Origin of the sequence: Corynebacterium sp. TAE3-ERU12 (assembly GCF_019209905.1) — a bacterium.
Classification (GTDB): Bacteria; Actinomycetota; Actinomycetes; order Mycobacteriales; family Mycobacteriaceae; genus Corynebacterium.
Map to the genome: position 1 here is coordinate 244,171 of NZ_JAHUTM010000002.1, position 17,371 is coordinate 261,541.

Consider the following 17,371-nt stretch of genomic DNA (forward strand, 5'->3'; position numbering starts at 1 on the left):
GCAGACCGATGAGCCTGCCGCTTTTTATCGCCGAAACCGAGCTGCCCGAGGTGGGCTGCCAGGTGCAGCTCACCGGCGCCGAAGGTCGCCATGCGGCCACCGTGCGCCGCATTGAGGTCGGCGAGGAAATACTCATCGCCGACGGCCAGGGCGGTTGTGTGCGTGCCGAAGCTGTCACCGTCGGCAAGCACGATCTCAGCGCAACGGTGCGCCACAAGTGGCAGGAACCGCAACCTGCCCCACGGGTGACGGTGGTCCAAGCACTCCCGAAATCCGCGCACGCGGAACTGGCCGTTGACCAGGCCGTGCAGGCCGGCGCCGACGAGATTGTGCCGTGGGCGGCGCAGCGGTGCATCACCCGCTGGCAAGGCGCTAAGGCCACCAAAGCTCGCGATAAATGGCGCACAACTGCCGCCGCGGCGGCCAAACAGTCCCGCCGCGCATGGATTCCGCAGGTCACTGAGCAGGTCAGTGGGAAACAACTCTGCGCGCTGGTGGCGGAGAAAACCGCCGCCGGTGCTATCGCCGTGGTCCTGCATGAGTCCGCGACCGACGGTTTCGCCGAAGCGATCGCCGGCGCTGATGAAGCCAGCGACGTGCTGCTGATTATCGGCCCCGAAGGTGGAGTCAGTGATACCGAACTCGCCGAACTCACTGCCGCCGGGGCGCGCACAGCTGTGCTTGGCCCCACCGTGTTGCGCACCTCAGCTGCCGCCGCAGTAGCCCTGGGGGCGCTGGGCGTGCTCACCCAACGGTGGTAGCCCAGCTATCTGACCTAGAATCAGGCCTAATACCGCGGCATGAGCCGCATCGCCAAAGAATTGAGGAACCCGATCCGAGTGACGGACGACCACACTGCTGCCGACCCCGCCGAGGCGCCCCCAACCGCGCCGCAAGCAATCCTGGACCTAGACCCGCAGCTCAGTCCGGTCATTCTAGGGCCGGCCGACCGTAACCTGCGCCAGCTGGAGAACCTCCTATCCGCCGATATCCACGTCCGCGGTAGCCGAGTGCGGCTGACCGGCCGGGCCGAATACGTCAGCCAAGGCGTGCGGGTTTTTCGTGAGCTCGAGAATATGGCCCGCCGCGGCCATGAACTCTCCCGCGAGTCGGTGGTCCGCGCCGTCGAACTGGTCAGCCAAGACATCCCCGGTGTTTCCCCCACGGAGGTGCTGGCCAGCGACATCATTTCCCGCAAGGGCAAAGTGGTGCGGCCAAAAACCTTAGGGCAGAAACGCTATGTCGACGCCATTGATGACAACACCGTCATCTTCGGGATCGGCCCGGCGGGTACCGGTAAGACCTACTTGGCGATGGCCAAGGCTGTGCAGGCCCTGCAGCGCAAGGAAGTGCAGCGCATTATCCTCACCCGCCCGGCGGTCGAGGCCGGCGAAAACCTGGGCTTTTTGCCCGGCACCCTGCACGACAAAATCGACCCCTACCTGCGGCCGCTTCATGACGCTTTGCGCGACATGATGGACCCCGAGCTCATCCCGAAGCTGATGGAGGCCGGTGTGATTGAGGTCGCCCCGCTGGCATATATGCGCGGCCGCACCCTCAATGACGCTTTCATCATCCTCGATGAGGCGCAGAACACCACCCCGGCGCAGATGAAAATGTTCCTCACCCGGTTGGGCTTCGGCTCCACAATGGTCATCACCGGTGATGCCACCCAGGTGGACTTGCCCGGTGGGCAGCGTTCCGGGTTGAACCTGGTGCGCAAGATCCTGCCTGGATTAGACGGTATTGCGTTTGCGGAACTGGATGCCGAAGATGTGGTGCGCCACCGCCTGGTGTCTGCAATCGTGGGGGCCTACGACGACTGGGACGCCGAAGAACGCCGCCAAGAACAAGCGCGCCGACGCGGCCGCACGAACGACAGGATGGGTAGTTGAGCATCGAAGTTTTTAATGAATCCGGCGCCGGCATTAACGAGGAATCCCTCATTGATGTCGCCCGCTATGCGCTAGGCCGGATGGATGTGCACCCCGACGCGGAGCTGTCTATTCACCTCGTCGACGAAGACACCATCGCTGACCTGCACGTGCGTTGGCTGGATTTGCCGGGGCCGACTGATGTGATGAGCTTCCCGATGGATGAACTCACCCCAGGTTCGGGGCGTCCCGACGCCGCCGCTCCTGGCCCATCAATGCTGGGCGATATTGTGTTGTGCCCCGATTTCGCCGCCGGCCAGGCCACTCGTGCCGGCCACCCGCTGTCGCATGAATTGGTGCTGCTGACTGTGCATGGTGTGCTGCACCTGCTGGGCTACGACCATGTCGATGCCGCTGAGGAAAAGCGCATGTTTGCCTTGCAGAACGGGCTGCTGGCGGATTGGTATGACGATATTGATCGCCGTGGCGTGGATTTCCCGGATAAGCCGGTCAGCCCCGGCGCATTCCCCACTGCCGCCGATCGCGCCGCGCTCGATGAGGAGCGATAACTGTGGGTGAACATATCTGGATCATTGTGATCGCGGTCGTCATGCTGCTGATGGGCGCGGTGGTCAACACTCTTGAAGTGGCGGTGAAATCACTGTCGCGGGCTCGGGTGCAGCAGCTGTTGGAGGACGAACGCGCCGGGGCGGCCTCGCTGTTGCGGGTGCTGGATTCTCGGGCGCGTTATGTCAACCTGTTGGTGCTTAGCCGCACATTCTTTTCCGTTACCGGCTCGGTGCTGGTGACCAGCCTGATGTTGGAGCTGTTTGGCGCCAGCGTGCAGGCACTGGTGGGCATCATTGTGGTGATGACCCTTTTCGCCTTCCTTATTTTGGGCGTGGTCTCCCGCTCGATGGGTCGCCAGAACCCGTACACGGTGGCTCTGGTAGCCGCCATGCCCTTAGGCGCGCTGCTGGCCCTATTCGGGCCGATTGAGAAATTGCTGATCTGGATCGGCAAGATCATCACCCCTGGTGGTGGCCTCCGCGAGGGGCCGTTCTCCTCAGAGGTGGAGCTGCGCGAGATGGTCGATATCGCCCAGGAGCGCGGCATTGTGCACACCGATGAGCGCCGCATGATCCAGTCCGTATTCGACCTGGCATCGACCTCGGCGCGGGCGGTGATGGTGCCCCGCCCTGAGATGGTGTGGATCGAAGATGACGCCACCGCGGATCTGGCAACACGGTTGTGTGTGCGCTCCGGCCACTCCCGTATTCCCGTGATTGGTGATGGCGCGGATGACATCGTCGGCGTGGTGTATTTGAAGGACTTGGTGGCCCACCAGCCCAAGGGTTCGGACCAGGCGCCGCCGCCGGTGCGCAATATTATGCGGGACCCGTTGTTCGTCCCGGACTCGAAGTCCCTGGATTCGCTGCTGGACCAGATGCAGCGCACCCGTATCCATATCGCCATTTTGATTGATGAATACGGCGGTGTGGCTGGGCTTATCTCCATTGAGGACATCCTGGAGGAAATCGTCGGCGAAATCGCCGATGAGTACGACAGTGAAGAAGTCGCCCCGATCACCGAGCTGGGCCCCGGTAAGTACCGTGTGGTGGCCCGGCTTGGCCTGCATGAGCTGGTGGAACTCTACGATGAGCAGCTCGATGTGGAAGTGAAATTCGACGATGAGGTGCTCGATGAGGTCGATACTGTCTCTGGGCTGCTTGCCTATGGGCTGGGCAAGGTGCCGCTGCCGGGTTCTGATGTCACCATCGCGGGCCTGGAGTTGATTGCCGAAGGCGGTGAGGACCGCCGGGGCCGGATGCGTGTCGATACTGTTGTGGTGAGCCTGCTGGATACTCCAGTAAGCACCGACGGCGGCTCCGTCACAATAAGCCAGTCCGGCACCGATAATGAGCATGACCATAGTGACCACGACCAGGAAGATCACCGATGAGCGAGTCCACTGACCCATTTGCCGCACCCGAGGGACACCGCTCCGGTTTTGTCTCTATTGTGGGCCGGCCTAATACCGGCAAGTCCACGTTGACCAATGCGTTGGTGGGGCAGAAGATCGCCATTACCGCCGACCAGCCGGAGACGACCCGGCACGCGGTGCGTGGTGTGGTGCATCGCCCTGATTGCCAGATCATTGTGGTCGACACCCCGGGCCTGCATAAGCCCCGCAAGCTCATTGGCCAGCGCCTCAATGACGCGGTCCATGAGGCCTATACCGACGTCGATCTCATTGCTCTGGCGGTGCCTGCCGACGAAAAGATCGGCCCTGGTGACCGCTGGATTTTGGAGACGGTGCGGCGCGAAGCCCCGAATACTCAACTGTTGGGGTTGGTGACCAAGACCGATGCTGCCGGCCGCGATGCGGTAGCCAGTCAGTTGATGGCCCTGCATGAGTTGCTGGGCCCGGATGTGGAATTGGTGCCGGTCTCCAGTGAGTCGGGGGAGAACCTGGACACCCTGGTCGAGGTGATTGCCCGGCATTTGCCGGAGGGGCCGAAGTTCTACCCCAGTGACCATGTCACCGATGAGGACACTGAAACCCGCATTGCGGAGCTTATTCGCGAGGCCGCCCTGGGTGGTTTGCGTGATGAGTTGCCGCATTCCGTGGCTGTTGAGGTCGATGAGATTCTGCCTGATGAGTCCCGCAAGGGCCTTACTGATATTCACGCTGTGATTTATGTGGAACGCCCGGGCCAGAAGCTCATTTTGATGGGTAAGGACGGCAAGCGGATGAAGTCCACGGTGCGTAAGGCCCGTGCCGAGATCATGGACCTGCTGGGCACCAATATTTATCTTGACCTGCGCATGAAGGTGCTCAAGGATTGGCAGTCCGACCCGAAGTCGCTGGGCCGATTGGGTTTCTAGCCCACTATGGCGCGCCCGTTTAGCGATCGTGCCGTGGTGGTGCGCCGCTACGACCTTGGCGAAGCTGACCGCATTATTGTCCTTTTGACCAGGACCAATGGGCTGGTGCGGGCGGTTGCTAAAGGTGTGCGCCGCGCCCAGTCGCGGTTCGGTTCCCGGCTGAGCCCGTTTGTCGAAACTGAGGTGCAGCTCTACCCGGGCCGTAATCTGCACACCATCACCACCGCCGACACATTGCGTACCTGGGCCGCGCCGATTGTCGACGACTACGCCCGATATACCTGCGCCTGCGCGGTGTTAGAGACCTCTGAGCGGCTCTGTGGGGAGGAAGAACCCCAGCCGGAGCTTTATGACTTAACCTGCCGTAGTCTGGCGATGCTTGCCGACGGTGACGCCGCCGCGGCGCAGCCGGAGGCGGTGCTGTGTGCCCATTTATTGCAGGCCATGCGGATCGCCGGGTGGGAGCCCAGCCTGTTCAACTGCGCCCAGTGCGGCAAGCCGGGCCCGCACCACGCGTTTAGCCCCGCAGCTGGGGGAGCGGTGTGCGTGGAGTGCCGACCGCCGGGTGCGGCCACACCGCCTACTGAGGTGCTGCGGCTGATGTGGTGGTTATTGAATGACAAACTCGACGCGGTGGCTGCTGCCAGCCAGGACCCCGGTTTCGGGCATCTGTTGTCCACGGCGCGCAATCTGACTGTGGCGCACTTGCAGTGGCATATTGGCCGCCGGGTGGCGGCTTTGGAATTGGCTGATCCACGGTGGCAGCGCGGTAGTGCGCCCACATCTGGTGGCGCCGCTCCGGCATGATGGGAGGGGTGAGCACTTCTAACGCAGCCCCCTTCGACCCGTATGACCTGACTGCGCCGTTGCATCCGCCGGTGCCGGAACAGTTCGTGCCGGACCATATTGCGCTGGTCATGGACGGTAATGGCCGGTGGGCGAAAAACCGTGGGATGGCCCGTACTGAGGGGCATAAGCGCGGCGAGGCGGTGTTGATGAACTGTGTCGACGCCTGCCTGGAAATGGGTGTCAGCCACCTGTCGGCCTACGCTTTTTCGACGGAAAACTGGCGGCGCTCCACTGATGAGGTGCGCTTCCTGATGGGCTTTAACCGCGACGTGTTGCGGCGGCAGCGCGATGACCTCAATGCCAAAGGGGTGCGGGTGCGTTGGGCGGGGCGTCGGCCACGCTTGTGGCGCTCTGTTATCCGCGAGTTGGAGACCGCCGAGGACCGCACCGCCGACAACACCCGGATGACGCTGTATATGTGCGTCAATTATGGCGGCCGGGCGGAGATCGTCGACGCTGCCCGCGAGGTTGCTCGCCAGGCGGCGGCCGGGCAGATCCGGCCGGAATCGATTACGGAGAGCAGTTTTGCGCAGCTGCTTGATGAGCCCGAGATGCCTGATGTGGATTTGTTCTTGCGCCCCTCGGGTGAGTTGCGCACCTCGAATTTCTTGTTGTGGCAGTCCGCGTATGCCGAGCTGGTCTTCCAGGACAAGCTGTTCCCGGACTTCACCCGGGAGGACCTGCGGGCCGCGGTGGTGGAATACGCCCAGCGCGACCGCCGCTTTGGTGGTACCCGTTAGCCCAGTTGTTAGTGCTGGCAGTTACCGCATTCGCCGAAGACTTCGGCGGAGTGCCCGGTCATGGTGTAGCCATGCTCGGCGGCTAGTTGGCGTGCCCATTTCTCCACTGGGCCGCCGCTGATTTCTACGGTTGCCCCGCATTCGGTGCACACCAGGTGGTGGTGATGATCATCGCTGCAGAGGCGGTAGAGGGCTTCGCCGTTATCGGTGTGCAAAACATCTGCTGCGCCGGCGTCAACGAGGGACTGCAGGGTGCGGTAGACGGTGGTGAGACCGACGTGGATATTGCGGTGCTCGAGTTCGCTGTGAATATCGCGGGCGGAACTGAAGTTGTCTTTCTCCTGCAGCACGCCGATCACGGCGGTACGCTGCCGGGTGCTGCGTACGCCGATGCGGGGACTCGATGCGGCGCCGACTTTGAGTCCGGGTTGCTGCCTCATGTGTTTGGGCCACCTTCCATTTCTCCGTTTAAAGGCTACCTGCACCGCGCGGTGGATACCGGTGGGCATCAATCTTGCGATATGGCTTAAAGTGGGCGTGGTAAAGCCACGTCCACCAGTCAAGGAGCCCGTCAAGACTATGGCCGCCAAGTCCGTTGTCGACTCTGTCGCAAATCTATGCAAGCGCAGGGGTTTTGTGTACCCCTGCGGCGAGATCTACGGCGGTACTCGCTCCGCCTGGGATTATGGTCCGCTCGGCACTGAGCTGAAGGAAAATATTAAACGCCAGTGGTGGAAGACTTTCGTGACCGGCCGCGCTGATGTCGTGGGCTTGGATTCCTCCATTGTGCTGCCCCGCCCGGTGTGGGAGGCCTCCGGCCATGTGAAGACCTTCACTGACCCGTTGGTGGAGTCGCTGCACACCCATAAGCGGTACCGCGCCGATCATCTGCTGGAGGCCTATGAGGCCAAGCATGGTCACCCGCCGGAGAATGGGCTTGCCGACGTGCCGGACCCCGAAACTGGTCAGCCGGGTAAGTGGACTGAGCCGCAAATGTTCTCCGGCCTGATGAAGACCTACCTGGGCCCGGTCGATAACGAAGAGGGCTTGCACTACATGCGCCCCGAGACCGCGCAGGGCATCTTCGTCAATTTCAAGAACGTGATGACGACCTCACGTATGAAGCCTCCGTTTGGTATCGGCCAGACCGGTAAGGCTTTCCGCAACGAGATCACCCCGGGCAATTTCATCTTCCGTACCCGCGAGTTCGAGCAGATGGAGATCGAGTACTTCGTCAAGCCAGACGAGGCCCCGGCCGCTTTCGACGAGTGGGTCGATGCGTGCTGGAACTGGTTCCTGGACTTGGGCATCAACCCGGATAATGTCCGCCAGTTCGATGTGCCTGCCGACGATCGCGCCCACTACTCCGACCGCACTATTGATGTGGAGTACAAGTTCGGTTTCTCCGGCAATGAGTGGGGCGAGCTGATGGGTATCGCCAACCGCACCGACTACGACCTGGGCTGCCATATTGAGCACTCCGGTGAGGACCTGCGCTACCACGACCAGGTCTCCGGCGAGAAGTACGTGCCCTACGTCATTGAGCCGTCCTTCGGCCTGACCCGTGCCCTGATGGCTTTCCTCTGTGACGCCTACACCGAGGAAGAAGTACCCAACGCCAAGGGCGGTACGGACACCCGCACCGTGCTCAAGCTGGACCCGCGCCTGTCGCCGATCAAGGTTGCGGTGCTGCCGCTGTCGAAGAAGGACACGCTCACCCCCACCGCGGAGGCCGTGGCCGCCAAGCTGCGGAAGCACTGGGCGATCGACTACGACACCTCCGGTGCTATTGGCCGCCGGTACCGCCGCCAGGATGAGATCGGAACCCCGTTCTGTGTGACCGTGGACTTCGACACCCTCGACGATAATGCGGTGACTGTGCGCGATCGTGACACCATGGAACAGGAGCGCGTGTCCATCGATGAGCTCGAGGGCTTCCTCGCCCAGCGCCTCATCGGTTGCTAGTGCGCTATCGCTGACGCCTAACCGCGCGTTGTTCAACAGAAAGCCAGGCAGATGAGCAATTCGGATCACAGCCCACACCGCGACTCGCACGACCGCGACGTCGAAAAGCTCGGCGCGAATAGCGTTGAGCTTGACGACGGCACCGTGGTGTCGTGGGAATCGTGGACTCTCGGCGAGCAGGAGAAAAACGGGGAGACGGTGACCGCCCCCATTCTTCGCGATGGCACCGCGGTGGCGGAATACGTCCGCGTCGGCAAGCAAGAAGCCATTAATTCCGGCGGTGAGAGCTGGGATGTCGACCAGGTGGACAAGGCCCGCCTCATCGCCAACCTGCCTGATGGGCGTTGTTTTACGGCCAAGGCCGAAGATAAGGGCAGTGTCTCGCGGGCGAAGCGGCTGTCGGTGGATTTTGGTACCGGAACCAAGGCCGATGACAGTGTGGTCATTGTGTGCGAGAGTTCGCAGAATTACGTGCTGGAGAACACCTCCGGCGTGAAGCTCGGCCAGTTCACGGGCGCTAATCACGGTGTGCGGCACGCAGAAATCCAGTACGACACCCCCGCCGGTAAGGACCTGCCCGACGAGCACAAGGTGTTCTTGTCGTGGGTTGCGCGGCACGTGCTGGAATCCCGCATGATCAGCGCCACCTGGGTGCTGACCCTGGTGTTGCTGCTCCTGATTGCGTACCTGACGTATATCTGGATGCTGTGAGCAACGCTGCGCACCTGCCGTGGACCTGGTCTGCGGGAAGCATTACCGATGCCCGGGGCAGGACCATTGCCGAGCCAGCACAATGGTCCGTGATGGCCTCCGGGCGCACCCTGACTATCACCGGCCCTAAGGGCCAGTGGCGGGCCACCCCGCGGGGGCTGACCACCTCCGCGATGAGGCTGAGTGGTGATAATGGGCAGCTCATAATGGAGCGCCAACTGATGGGGTTTGGCCGCAGCGTGCGCGCTGCGGGCACAGCTGTGGCGCACACTAAGGTGCCCCGGGATGGCCGGGTCATCCTGGAGGCGCAAGGAAGCCCGGCCGTCGCCGAAGACCTGCTTATCGCAGCACTTCTGAGCTGCGGTTATCTTGACGGCCCGGGCGTGCTGAAAGGCTAGAAGCCAGCGGAGCTAGAACCGCCGAAGCCGCCACCGCCGCCGAAACCACCGCCGCCGAAGCCGCCACCGAAACCACCGCCGGAGAACCCTCCGCCGCCACCGCCGCCGCTCAACATGGAGCCGATCACGGCGCCAGCAATGAAGCTGCCGCCGCCACCGCCGCGGCCCTGGTACTGCATCCGGTCGTTGTACTCATCAATATCCCGAGTGGCGCGGGCTTCGGCCTGCTGGGCAGTGCGCGCAGCAGCCCGGGCCTCACCGATTGCCTGACGCGGGAACACCAATTCCTGGCCGGCCGGGATGCGGTTATCGAAAACCACCTGCGCATGCTGGCGGGCAGCGGCAAGCTGCTGCTGGGCCTCATTGAGCAGCGTGCGGGCAGTGCCGCCCACGATGCGACCGCGGGTTGCAATAAGGGACTCGGCAGCATCGACATGGGCGTCGGCATCGCGCAGCGAGTACGACAATGTCGACAGGGTCCGCTGGTGCGCATCAGCTGCTTCCCGGGCGTTTTCGAGTGCGGCATCAAGTGCGGCGTCAGCGTCGGAAAGCTCAGTCCAGGCACCTAAGGGGTCCTGCTCACCATTGGCCGTCGAGTGGTTCAGCGCAGTCTCACCAGCGGCAATCGCAGCCTGCAAAGCGTCGATATCAACCCTGCCGCCGCCGGAACTGAGCAGCCGACGGGCTTCCTGAACCTCCGTGCTGACCTCCTGGTGGAGGGAACCAAGATCCTTCTGCGCCTGCCGGATACGGCTATCGGCGTTTTCAATAGCAGCCAATAACTGATCGACCTGGTTCAGCGACACCTGCGCATCGTGCATCGCATCGATAATGCCGCCCTGCTGGCCAGCGGGCAGGTTGAGCTGCGGACGGGCCTCATTAACCGCCTCCTCCGCTGCCTGAATATGGGCCTCGGCGATCTCGGGGTTATCCGCAATAGAGGCCAGCAGGTGCGCCGGATAACGCTGCTGCAGGCCTGCTAGCTTCTGCTCCGCGGCTTCCTTTCGGGTCTGGGCGGCAATAATGCGCTGAGTGATCTCAGGCAGTGCCTTATCCGCGTTCATCAACTGCTGACGCATCTCGCGGTAGTCAGCGGCCTTGGCGTCTAACGCATCATCCGCGGTGCCGCACGTGGTGATGATGTCCAAAAGTGCGGCGCGTTGCTGCGGCTCAGACTGGGCACTCTGGGCCACACCCTGATGAATGCGGAAGGCCCGATCCAAGGTTTTGCGGGAATGCTCGAGCGCAGAGACCAAATCACGAGTGCGGTCGGCGCCGAACTCACTGCGGGCCACATCCAGTTCTTGAGCCGCAGTACGCACCGACTGGTCAGTGGAAGCCAATTCCTCTTCAGCCAGCCGCTCGAGGACCTCCGTGGGCTGCGAATCCAGGCTGTCGACATCGTCGGGACGCAACTGGCGGGCGCCTTCGAGCTGCTCAGCCAGGCGCTTCTTGCGGCGCTTACTTGACCACGCAACAGCACCGCCACCCACAGCAGCAGCGGCTAATGCACCGCCACCGAGCACGGCAGCAACAGCGCCGCCACTGACTCCGCGGACCTCGTCAATGGCGGCCATGCCCGCAGCAGCCCAGTCCGGATCGGAAGGGTTCTGAGACAGTACATCGCGTGCGGCATCGGTGATGTCCTGGTCAGCTGTTGCAACGTCAATACCTGTGGTGGTACCGATAACCCGCTCTTCAGTGGCGATAGCAAGAACCACCATATTTCCGGCCATCCCCTGAGCTTTTAAGGCCTCCTGCGACCACAGATCGCCAGGCAACCCATCAAAGGTGCGCACGTAAACGATGTAGAGCTTGATGCCTTCGTCCTGCTGCAGCTTCGTCAACTCCGACGACAGCTGCCTCGCCTGCCCACCAGAGAGCACCCCGGCCTGGTCGACCAGCGGTTCGGAATAACGCTGCGGGGCTTCTGCAGCAGCAGTAGGCAGCGGGGACACCGCAGCCGGGGCAGCGACGGGCAACACCACAATCGCGCCGGCGGCAGCCAGCGAACAAGCCAGACGTAGGGAACGAGAAGGCAACGGACGAATCATGTCTTTAAGGATATGTGTCGGCTGGACACCGTGCACCAAAGCTGCAGCACGCACCAGCGTAGGCCGCGCCTGCGGCACCTTAGCCCGGCTGCCGTGCATGATGGTCATATGGCCAGGCAGTACGCGTACGACGACAATGACCTCGCCCGCATGCACTCGGAAGCCCCGAAGGGCTCGATGAAACACGGGACCCACAGCGCAGATGCGCACCGCAGTGCCTTCGCCCGCGACCGGGCCCGGGTATTGCACTCAGCCGCGCTGCGGCGACTGGCCGATAAGACACAAGTCGTTGGCCCAGGCGATGGGGATATCCCACGCACCCGGTTAACGCACTCCTTAGAAGTGGGCCAGATAGCGCGCGGTATCGCTGCTGAACTGGGCGCCGACCCCGACCTGGCAGACCTTGCCGGACTCACCCATGACATCGGGCACCCTCCCTACGGGCATAACGGGGAAGTGGCACTCAACGAGATCGCCGCCGACTGCGGAGGGTTCGAAGGCAATGCCCAAACCCTGCGCATCCTGGTGCGCCTCGAACCCAAAATCCTCGACGCCACCGGCGCTCCATGTGGGCTCAACCTCACCCGCGCAGCACTCGACGCCTCCGCGAAATACCCGTGGACCGCGCTTGACCCGCAGGGCAATACCCGCCGCAAATACTCCGCCTATGAAGAAGACGCGCAGCTATTGGCCTGGATTCGCCAAGGCGCGCCCGAAGGCCGACGCTGCCTGGAAGCACAGATCATGGACTGGTCTGATGACGTCGCCTACTCAGTACACGATGTCGAAGACGGCATCTTGTCGCAGCGGATCAATCTCGACGTGCTCTGGGACACCGTCGAACTCGCCGCCCTTGCCGATAAGGGCGCCCAGGCATTCGGCGGTGACCCCGCACAACTCGTGGAGGCCGCAGGCCGGCTTGCGTCCTTGCCGGTGGTGCAGGCCGCGGCTGAGGGGGTGCACAGTCTGGAGGCGGCGGTGGCGCTTAAACGCATGACTTCTGAATTGGTGGGCCGTTTCGTCACCGCTGCGGTCGCCGGTACCCGCGCCACCGTCGGCACCGATAAGCCCCTGGGGCGCTATACCGCAGACCTGACCGTTCCGGCCGATATTGAGGCCGAGGTGGTGATGCTCAAAGCTATTGCGGTGCTCTATGTGATGGATATGCCGCGCCATCAGCGTCGGCAAGCACGAGAGCGAGAACGCCTGCACCGCATCGCGGACTACCTCATCCAGGCAGCACCGGGTGGATTAGACCCCGTATTCCAGTGGTTCTACGAGCATGCCGACGATGATGCCGCGCGGCTACGGGTGATTGTGGACAATATTGCTTCCATGACGGAGTCGCGGGTACAGCGCATGGACCAGGAAATCGCCGCTATTTCCGCTGCTTATGGCTAATCCTCGGCATCGGGGATAAGACAGAACGACTCATAGTGATCTGAGGTGTAGTACCACACCTCGGGGTCATTTTCGGTGCCGCCACCAACCACAATGCGCCGCGCGCCACGGTGATTCACCCCAGGGGTGTCGACAGTGTATTCGCGGTAATAATCGCTGCCCTGCAAAGGCAAGCGGCGCTCATAATTGCCGAAATGCGACCCATCGTGATGGGTGAACATCTGATCCTGGTCGGTCAGGATGGCGTCGATGGTCTCCTCGGCCTCCTCCGGCAGGGTGTCGGTGGGGCACTGGTCCTGCCCAGACTGCCCAGACTGCGTCGCTGAGGAGTTCGGGGTGGGCTCGGTATCCACGGCAAACCAGGTGCCCGCGATACCAAGGGCCGCCATCGCGGCAACAAGATAGCGCCAAGGAGCGCGCGAAGAACTCATGGGCACCATCGTGGCATGACCGGCTCAGTGAGCGATGTCCAGGGCCCGGCTAAGGTAGTCGCCATGAGCAAAGGACGTATCCCGGACAGCGATGTGAGGGCTATTCGTGAAAATACCCCCATCGAGGAGGTTGTTTCCGAATACGTTCAGCTCAAGTCCGCCGGAGCCGACTCGCTCAAGGGGCTCAGCCCATTCAAAGACGAGCGCACGCCGAGTTTCCATGTGCGCCCCAACCATGGCTATTACCACTGCTTTTCCACCGATAAAGGTGGTGATGTCTTCGACTTCCTCATGGAAATGGAGCAACTGACCTTCCCGGAGGCAGTAGAGGCCTGCGCGGACCGGATTGGCTACCGCATTAACTACGAAGGCGGCGGCACGGGGCGGCGCGAAGACCACGGCAGCAGGCGTCGCCTATTGGCTGCCAATAATGAGGCACAAAAGTTCTACGCCCAACAACTGGACACCCCAGATGCCCAGGTGGCGCGAGATTTCCTCAAAGATCGTGGGTTTACCCGCGAGCATGCACACACCTTCGGCTGCGGTTATGCCCCAGCTGGGTGGGACACCCTCTCTAAGCACCTGATGCGCCTGGGATACACCGAGAAAGAGCTGGAACAGGCCGGCCTGGCCAAGCCCAGCTCGCGCGGCAGCATTATCGACAGGTTCCACCGGCGCCTGCTGTGGCCGATTCGCAATATGGCCGGCGATGTCATTGGTTTTGGTGCCCGCAAATTATTTGATGACGACAAGCTGGGCAAGTACATGAACACCCCAGAAACGATGCTGTACAAGAAAAGCGAAGTGCTTTTCGGCATCGACCTGGCCAAACGCGATATCGCCACCTCACACCGCGCAATTGTGGTGGAGGGATATACCGATGTGATGGCCATGCACGCTGCTGGCGAAACGACCGCCGTGGCTGCCTGTGGCACCGCTTTTGGTGAGCGGCACCTGCAATTATTGCGGCGCCTCATGCTTGACGACGACTTCTTCCGCGGCGAAATTATCTACACCTTCGACGGGGACGAGGCCGGACAAAAAGCTGCTATGCGCGCCTTCGAGGGAAGCCAGGAATTTACTGGGCAGTCCTTTGTCGCCGTCGCCCCACCCGGCGAGGACCCCTGTGACCTGCGTCTAGAGCGCGGCGATGAGGCAGTGCGGGACCTGGTTGCCCAACGCACCGCAATCGTTGACTTTGTGCTGCGCACCTTGCTGACTGACTTTGATACCGACACCCCCAATGGGCGGGTCAACGCTATCCGCCGGGTGGTGCCGGTGCTGGCTGATATTCGCGATACCGCCCTGCGAGACGAGTACGCCCGGGTGGTGGCCGGGTGGATTGGCTACCACGATGAGGCCGAGTTGGTGCGCCAGGTGCGTGAACAAGCCAATGCCCCGAAAAAAGAAGATCCCGCACAGCGGCGTCGGCGTCGGTTGGCCGAACAAAAAGACCGTGATGAGCAGCAGTCCGCTAAGCCAAGAATTTCCCGCCCGGACCCGCGCGATAAAACGCTGCAGTTCCAGCGCGAAGCGATGCGGGTAGCCGTGCAGGAACCATCGGTGATGGGCCCGGTTTTCGATGAGCTCGCCCCGGAGGTGTTTACCCACCCGGCCTTCCAAGCCATTTTCGCGGCCATGAAAAAGGCTGGTGGGGCGGCGGATTCTGCTGGTGGGGGACAGTGGATAGCCGACCTCTATGAGGCTGTGGACGACCCCACGGTGCAATCGCTGATTACCGAGCTGGGGGTGGAAGATATCCCAGTCGACCCGGACCAGATCGAGGCCTACGCGGCGGGGCTTATCGCCAGGTTGCAGGCTACCTGGGTCAGCGGCCAGATCTCCCAGGTACGTGGGGCGCTCACCCGCATGAACCCAGAACGCGATACCGCCAACTACAACCGGCTTTTTGCTGACCTCATCAGTCTTGAGCAGTACCGGCGTGAGCTCAATGAGGAAGCCCAACGGGGGCCGAACCCGCACTAACACAGTGTGCGAGACCAGCCCCCGGGGGCGCAGACGACGGTTTAGGGTTCGATGCGACTACCTATTCGCCAGGCGATGAATAGTGCGAGAACACCGTGGACCGCGCAGACAACACAAGCAGTGGTGGGGAATGACACCATCGGGTTGATACCAAAGATGACGAACATCACTGCGAGGTAGCCCACGAGCGGTGCACCAAGTGCCACCAGGAGTCCGATCAGTCGCCATCGGGCGTAACACAGCCCCAAGGCGATGCCAATTACTACTGCGGTGAGCTGGCACAGAAATAGCAGCCCGGCAGTCTGGGCCCACGTGACGGCGGTTGTACCATCCTCAACCCAATCGACATATTCCCCGCCGACGCCTTCAGCAGTGCCACGGCCCAGGATGTCGGTGACTACAAAAGGGTCGTAGAGGTAGTACAGCTCCGACTTCAGCATCGAGATATACATCGACAAGAAGCTCACTGCGCTCATCACCGCGGCCCAGATGGCGGCTGGTGCCATCAGGCTGCGGGCCCACTGGGACAGTGACACATCAAGGGAACGAAACGTCGGGAAGTGGGCGGCTACCGTGCCGAAAACTGCCGTAGTGCCTAAAAGGCCTAAGAGGTTCCAGCTACCACCCGGTCCGAGAATGAAGCGCCCCAGGCCAAGGCCGAGGATGCCGAGTAGAAAAGCAATCAGAAATTCCCGGCGCACCGGGCGTAGCACAGCAATACTCATGGCTTAGGCCTCCTCAGGGGTACCAGTCATCGCAAGAAAATCGATCAGAGCCTCATCGGTGGGGTAGGACAGGTCAATCTTTTCGACCTCCACGCGGGCTATTTCTGAAGGAGTCAATGCACCGGAGATGGTGACTTCAGTCATGCCGGCGAGAGTGCGTTGGTTGAGCACCGTATGCGGTTCGGCGATCTCAGTGATGAGCTCAGTCGGGCCGGTCAAGATGGGGTAGTCGGTGCGGATATCGTCAAGAACCACCGGGCCACGAACCTCACCGTGGTGGACTAACAACAGGTCACTGACCACCCCGGCGAGATCCTCCGCACGGTGGGAAGAAATGATGAGGATCGCGTCGGGATGTTCAGCGAGGAACTCCACCAGGTGTGCCCGCACAGTGGTGCGGGTGGCGACATCGAGCCCCAGGAACGGTTCGTCGAGCAGAATGACCTCAGCGTTGGCGGACAGGGCGACAGCAACAGCGACTAATTGGCGCTGCCCGGTGCTTAACGTGCGCAGTGAGGTGTCCTCAGATAAGCCAAGGTCGGCGAGAATATGCAGGGCGTAGTCGCGGTCCAGCTCTGGGTGGCCAAACTGGGCAATGAGCAAGTGGTCATCGATCCGGCTGCCGCCCAAGCGGACATCAGCGCCAGCGCGAGCTAAGACAGTTGCTGCCTCCACGGAGCCCGAGGATGGCTGCATATGTCCGGCAATGAGCCGGAGCAGGCTGGTTTTACCAGCGCCATTAGGGCCTATGAGGCCATGCGCGCCGGGCTGGAGTTCGACAGTGGTGGGCTGCACGATAACCCGATTGCGGCGGATAGCGCCCACTCCATTCACAGTTAGCGTCATTGGGTGCTCCTTTCGGCGGCGATGAGTGCGTCGACATCGCTATCGGTCATGCCCAGGGCGCGGGCTTCGGTAAGCATCGGGACGATGAACTGGGCGCCAAATTCAGCGCGACGTTGTTCCAGGACGCGGTCACGGGCACCAGCGACGACGAACATGCCCAAACCCCTGCGCTTTTCCAGAAGCTCCTCGGCAACAAGTGTGGTCAGTGCTTTCCCGGAGGTCGTGGGGTTCACCGAGTAGAAGGCGGACAGTTCGTTGGTGGATGGCGCACGGTCGCCTTCGGCGAGCATGCCGGAGGAGATTTGGTTGCGCAGTTCGTCGGCGATGCGTTGGTAGATCGGGCGGGAGTCAGCCATGCCCCATCTCCTTCACTATCGGTAAACACGAATACCTAGTTCCTAGGTGTAATGGTTAATGGGTTAACCACCTATGTGGTTAACCTACCGTGCGGTGTGCCTTTGCGCAATGGCTCAGCCAGAAAAACCGGCGCTGCACGGTCAAT

At 62.0% G+C, this 17,371-nt stretch carries 18 protein-coding genes; 12 read left to right on the plus strand and 6 right to left on the minus strand.

The window, feature by feature from the left end; all coding sequences use genetic code 11:
- The first annotated feature begins 8 nt into the window (after positions 1-8).
- The 7 genes from KRX51_RS07560 to KRX51_RS07590 are packed head-to-tail and all read left to right on the plus strand — an operon-like array spanning position 9 to position 6,352.
- On the plus strand, positions 9-761 hold the full coding sequence (locus KRX51_RS07560; protein WP_218362526.1) for a 16S rRNA (uracil(1498)-N(3))-methyltransferase: 753 nt from the start codon (positions 9-11) through the stop codon (positions 759-761).
- Positions 762-800: 39 nt separating this feature from the next.
- On the plus strand, positions 801-1,895 hold the full coding sequence (locus tag KRX51_RS07565) for a PhoH family protein (protein WP_218362527.1): 1,095 nt from the start codon (positions 801-803) through the stop codon (positions 1,893-1,895).
- The gene (gene ybeY, locus KRX51_RS07570; RefSeq protein ID WP_218362528.1) at positions 1,892-2,443 is read left to right on the plus strand and encodes an rRNA maturation RNase YbeY; all 552 of its coding nucleotides are present in this window, start codon (positions 1,892-1,894) and stop codon (positions 2,441-2,443) included. The genes KRX51_RS07565 and ybeY overlap by 4 nt, the downstream gene beginning before the upstream one ends.
- 41 nt (positions 2,444-2,484) lie before the next feature.
- The gene (locus KRX51_RS07575) at positions 2,485-3,837 is read left to right on the plus strand and encodes a hemolysin family protein (RefSeq protein ID WP_218362602.1); all 1,353 of its coding nucleotides are present in this window, start codon (positions 2,485-2,487) and stop codon (positions 3,835-3,837) included.
- Complete coding sequence (gene era / locus KRX51_RS07580) at positions 3,834-4,763, plus strand: GTPase Era (RefSeq protein WP_218362529.1); 930 nt, start codon at positions 3,834-3,836, stop codon at positions 4,761-4,763. Before KRX51_RS07575 ends, era begins: the two co-directional genes overlap by 4 nt.
- Before the next feature lie 6 nt (positions 4,764-4,769).
- Positions 4,770-5,570, plus strand: a complete 801-nt coding sequence (gene recO, locus KRX51_RS07585; RefSeq protein ID WP_218362530.1) for a DNA repair protein RecO — start codon at positions 4,770-4,772, stop codon at positions 5,568-5,570.
- A gap of 47 nt (positions 5,571-5,617) precedes the next feature.
- Positions 5,618-6,352 (plus strand): isoprenyl transferase, encoded by a 735-nt coding sequence (locus KRX51_RS07590; protein WP_218362603.1) that lies wholly within the window; start codon positions 5,618-5,620, stop codon positions 6,350-6,352.
- 8 nt (positions 6,353-6,360) lie between these two features.
- Here KRX51_RS07590 and KRX51_RS07595 read toward each other — a convergent pair whose 3' ends face one another.
- Positions 6,361-6,792, minus strand: a complete 432-nt coding sequence (locus KRX51_RS07595; RefSeq protein ID WP_218362531.1) for a Fur family transcriptional regulator — start codon at positions 6,790-6,792, stop codon at positions 6,361-6,363.
- A gap of 139 nt (positions 6,793-6,931) precedes the next feature.
- On the opposite strand from KRX51_RS07595, the gene KRX51_RS07600 reads away from it, so the two are divergent.
- Genes KRX51_RS07600 through KRX51_RS07610 form a run of 3 tightly spaced genes read left to right on the plus strand, consistent with a single transcriptional unit; the run spans position 6,932 to position 9,426 of the window.
- Positions 6,932-8,317 (plus strand): glycine--tRNA ligase, encoded by a 1,386-nt coding sequence (locus tag KRX51_RS07600; protein ID WP_218362532.1) that lies wholly within the window; start codon positions 6,932-6,934, stop codon positions 8,315-8,317.
- A gap of 51 nt (positions 8,318-8,368) precedes the next feature.
- Positions 8,369-9,028: a hypothetical protein gene (locus KRX51_RS07605; protein ID WP_218362533.1), complete on the plus strand. Its 660-nt coding sequence runs from the start codon at positions 8,369-8,371 to the stop codon at positions 9,026-9,028.
- Complete coding sequence (locus tag KRX51_RS07610) at positions 9,025-9,426, plus strand: hypothetical protein (protein WP_218362534.1); 402 nt, start codon at positions 9,025-9,027, stop codon at positions 9,424-9,426. The genes KRX51_RS07605 and KRX51_RS07610 overlap by 4 nt, the downstream gene beginning before the upstream one ends.
- On the opposite strand, the gene KRX51_RS07615 is transcribed toward KRX51_RS07610, so the two are convergent.
- On the minus strand, positions 9,423-11,588 hold the full coding sequence (locus tag KRX51_RS07615) for a YgcG family protein (protein ID WP_218362535.1): 2,166 nt from the start codon (positions 11,586-11,588) through the stop codon (positions 9,423-9,425). The genes KRX51_RS07610 and KRX51_RS07615 overlap by 4 nt on opposite strands.
- On the opposite strand from KRX51_RS07615, the gene KRX51_RS07620 reads away from it, so the two are divergent.
- Positions 11,589-12,881, plus strand: coding sequence for a deoxyguanosinetriphosphate triphosphohydrolase (locus KRX51_RS07620; RefSeq protein ID WP_218362536.1), 1,293 nt, complete (start codon positions 11,589-11,591; stop codon positions 12,879-12,881).
- Here KRX51_RS07620 and KRX51_RS07625 read toward each other — a convergent pair.
- On the minus strand, positions 12,878-13,312 hold the full coding sequence (locus KRX51_RS07625) for a ribonuclease domain-containing protein (RefSeq protein ID WP_218362537.1): 435 nt from the start codon (positions 13,310-13,312) through the stop codon (positions 12,878-12,880). The genes KRX51_RS07620 and KRX51_RS07625 overlap by 4 nt on opposite strands.
- Positions 13,313-13,327: 15 nt before the next feature.
- On the opposite strand from KRX51_RS07625, the gene dnaG reads away from it, so the two are divergent.
- Complete coding sequence (dnaG, locus tag KRX51_RS07630; RefSeq protein WP_255549539.1) at positions 13,328-15,298, plus strand: DNA primase; 1,971 nt, start codon at positions 13,328-13,330, stop codon at positions 15,296-15,298.
- Positions 15,299-15,339: 41 nt separating this feature from the next.
- Here the strand turns inward: dnaG and KRX51_RS07635 are convergent, their stop codons facing one another.
- The 3 genes from KRX51_RS07635 to KRX51_RS07645 are packed head-to-tail and all read right to left on the minus strand — an operon-like array spanning position 15,340 to position 17,225.
- Positions 15,340-16,023: a hypothetical protein gene (locus tag KRX51_RS07635; RefSeq protein ID WP_218362538.1), complete on the minus strand. Its 684-nt coding sequence runs from the start codon at positions 16,021-16,023 to the stop codon at positions 15,340-15,342.
- A 3-nt stretch (positions 16,024-16,026) separates the two neighbouring features.
- Positions 16,027-16,869 (minus strand): ATP-binding cassette domain-containing protein, encoded by an 843-nt coding sequence (locus tag KRX51_RS07640; protein WP_218362539.1) that lies wholly within the window; start codon positions 16,867-16,869, stop codon positions 16,027-16,029.
- On the minus strand, positions 16,866-17,225 hold the full coding sequence (locus KRX51_RS07645) for a GntR family transcriptional regulator (protein WP_218362540.1): 360 nt from the start codon (positions 17,223-17,225) through the stop codon (positions 16,866-16,868). The genes KRX51_RS07640 and KRX51_RS07645 overlap by 4 nt, the downstream gene beginning before the upstream one ends.
- Between the last annotated feature and the right edge of the window lie 146 nt (positions 17,226-17,371).

Excerpts from the sequence above, each read along its gene's own strand:
- KRX51_RS07560 (WP_218362526.1), top strand. The coding sequence starts at position 9 with ATGAGCCTGCCGCTTTTTATCGCCGAAACCGAGCTGCCCGAGGTGGGC.
- KRX51_RS07565 (WP_218362527.1), top strand. The coding sequence starts at position 801 with ATGAGCCGCATCGCCAAAGAATTGAGGAACCCGATCCGAGTGACGGAC.
- KRX51_RS07575 (WP_218362602.1), top strand. The coding sequence starts at position 2,485 with ATGCTGCTGATGGGCGCGGTGGTCAACACTCTTGAAGTGGCGGTGAAA.
- era (WP_218362529.1), top strand. The coding sequence starts at position 3,834 with ATGAGCGAGTCCACTGACCCATTTGCCGCACCCGAGGGACACCGCTCC.
- recO (WP_218362530.1), top strand. The coding sequence starts at position 4,770 with ATGGCGCGCCCGTTTAGCGATCGTGCCGTGGTGGTGCGCCGCTACGAC.
- KRX51_RS07595 (WP_218362531.1), bottom strand. The coding sequence starts at position 6,792 with ATGAGGCAGCAACCCGGACTCAAAGTCGGCGCCGCATCGAGTCCCCGC.
- KRX51_RS07600 (WP_218362532.1), top strand. The coding sequence starts at position 6,932 with ATGGCCGCCAAGTCCGTTGTCGACTCTGTCGCAAATCTATGCAAGCGC.
- KRX51_RS07605 (WP_218362533.1), top strand. The coding sequence starts at position 8,369 with ATGAGCAATTCGGATCACAGCCCACACCGCGACTCGCACGACCGCGAC.
- KRX51_RS07615 (WP_218362535.1), bottom strand. The coding sequence starts at position 11,588 with ATGACCATCATGCACGGCAGCCGGGCTAAGGTGCCGCAGGCGCGGCCT.
- KRX51_RS07620 (WP_218362536.1), top strand. The coding sequence starts at position 11,589 with ATGGCCAGGCAGTACGCGTACGACGACAATGACCTCGCCCGCATGCAC.
- KRX51_RS07625 (WP_218362537.1), bottom strand. The coding sequence starts at position 13,312 with ATGAGTTCTTCGCGCGCTCCTTGGCGCTATCTTGTTGCCGCGATGGCG.
- dnaG (WP_255549539.1), top strand. The coding sequence starts at position 13,328 with ATGACCGGCTCAGTGAGCGATGTCCAGGGCCCGGCTAAGGTAGTCGCC.
- KRX51_RS07635 (WP_218362538.1), bottom strand. The coding sequence starts at position 16,023 with ATGAGTATTGCTGTGCTACGCCCGGTGCGCCGGGAATTTCTGATTGCT.
- KRX51_RS07640 (WP_218362539.1), bottom strand. The coding sequence starts at position 16,869 with ATGACGCTAACTGTGAATGGAGTGGGCGCTATCCGCCGCAATCGGGTT.
- KRX51_RS07645 (WP_218362540.1), bottom strand. The coding sequence starts at position 17,225 with ATGGCTGACTCCCGCCCGATCTACCAACGCATCGCCGACGAACTGCGC.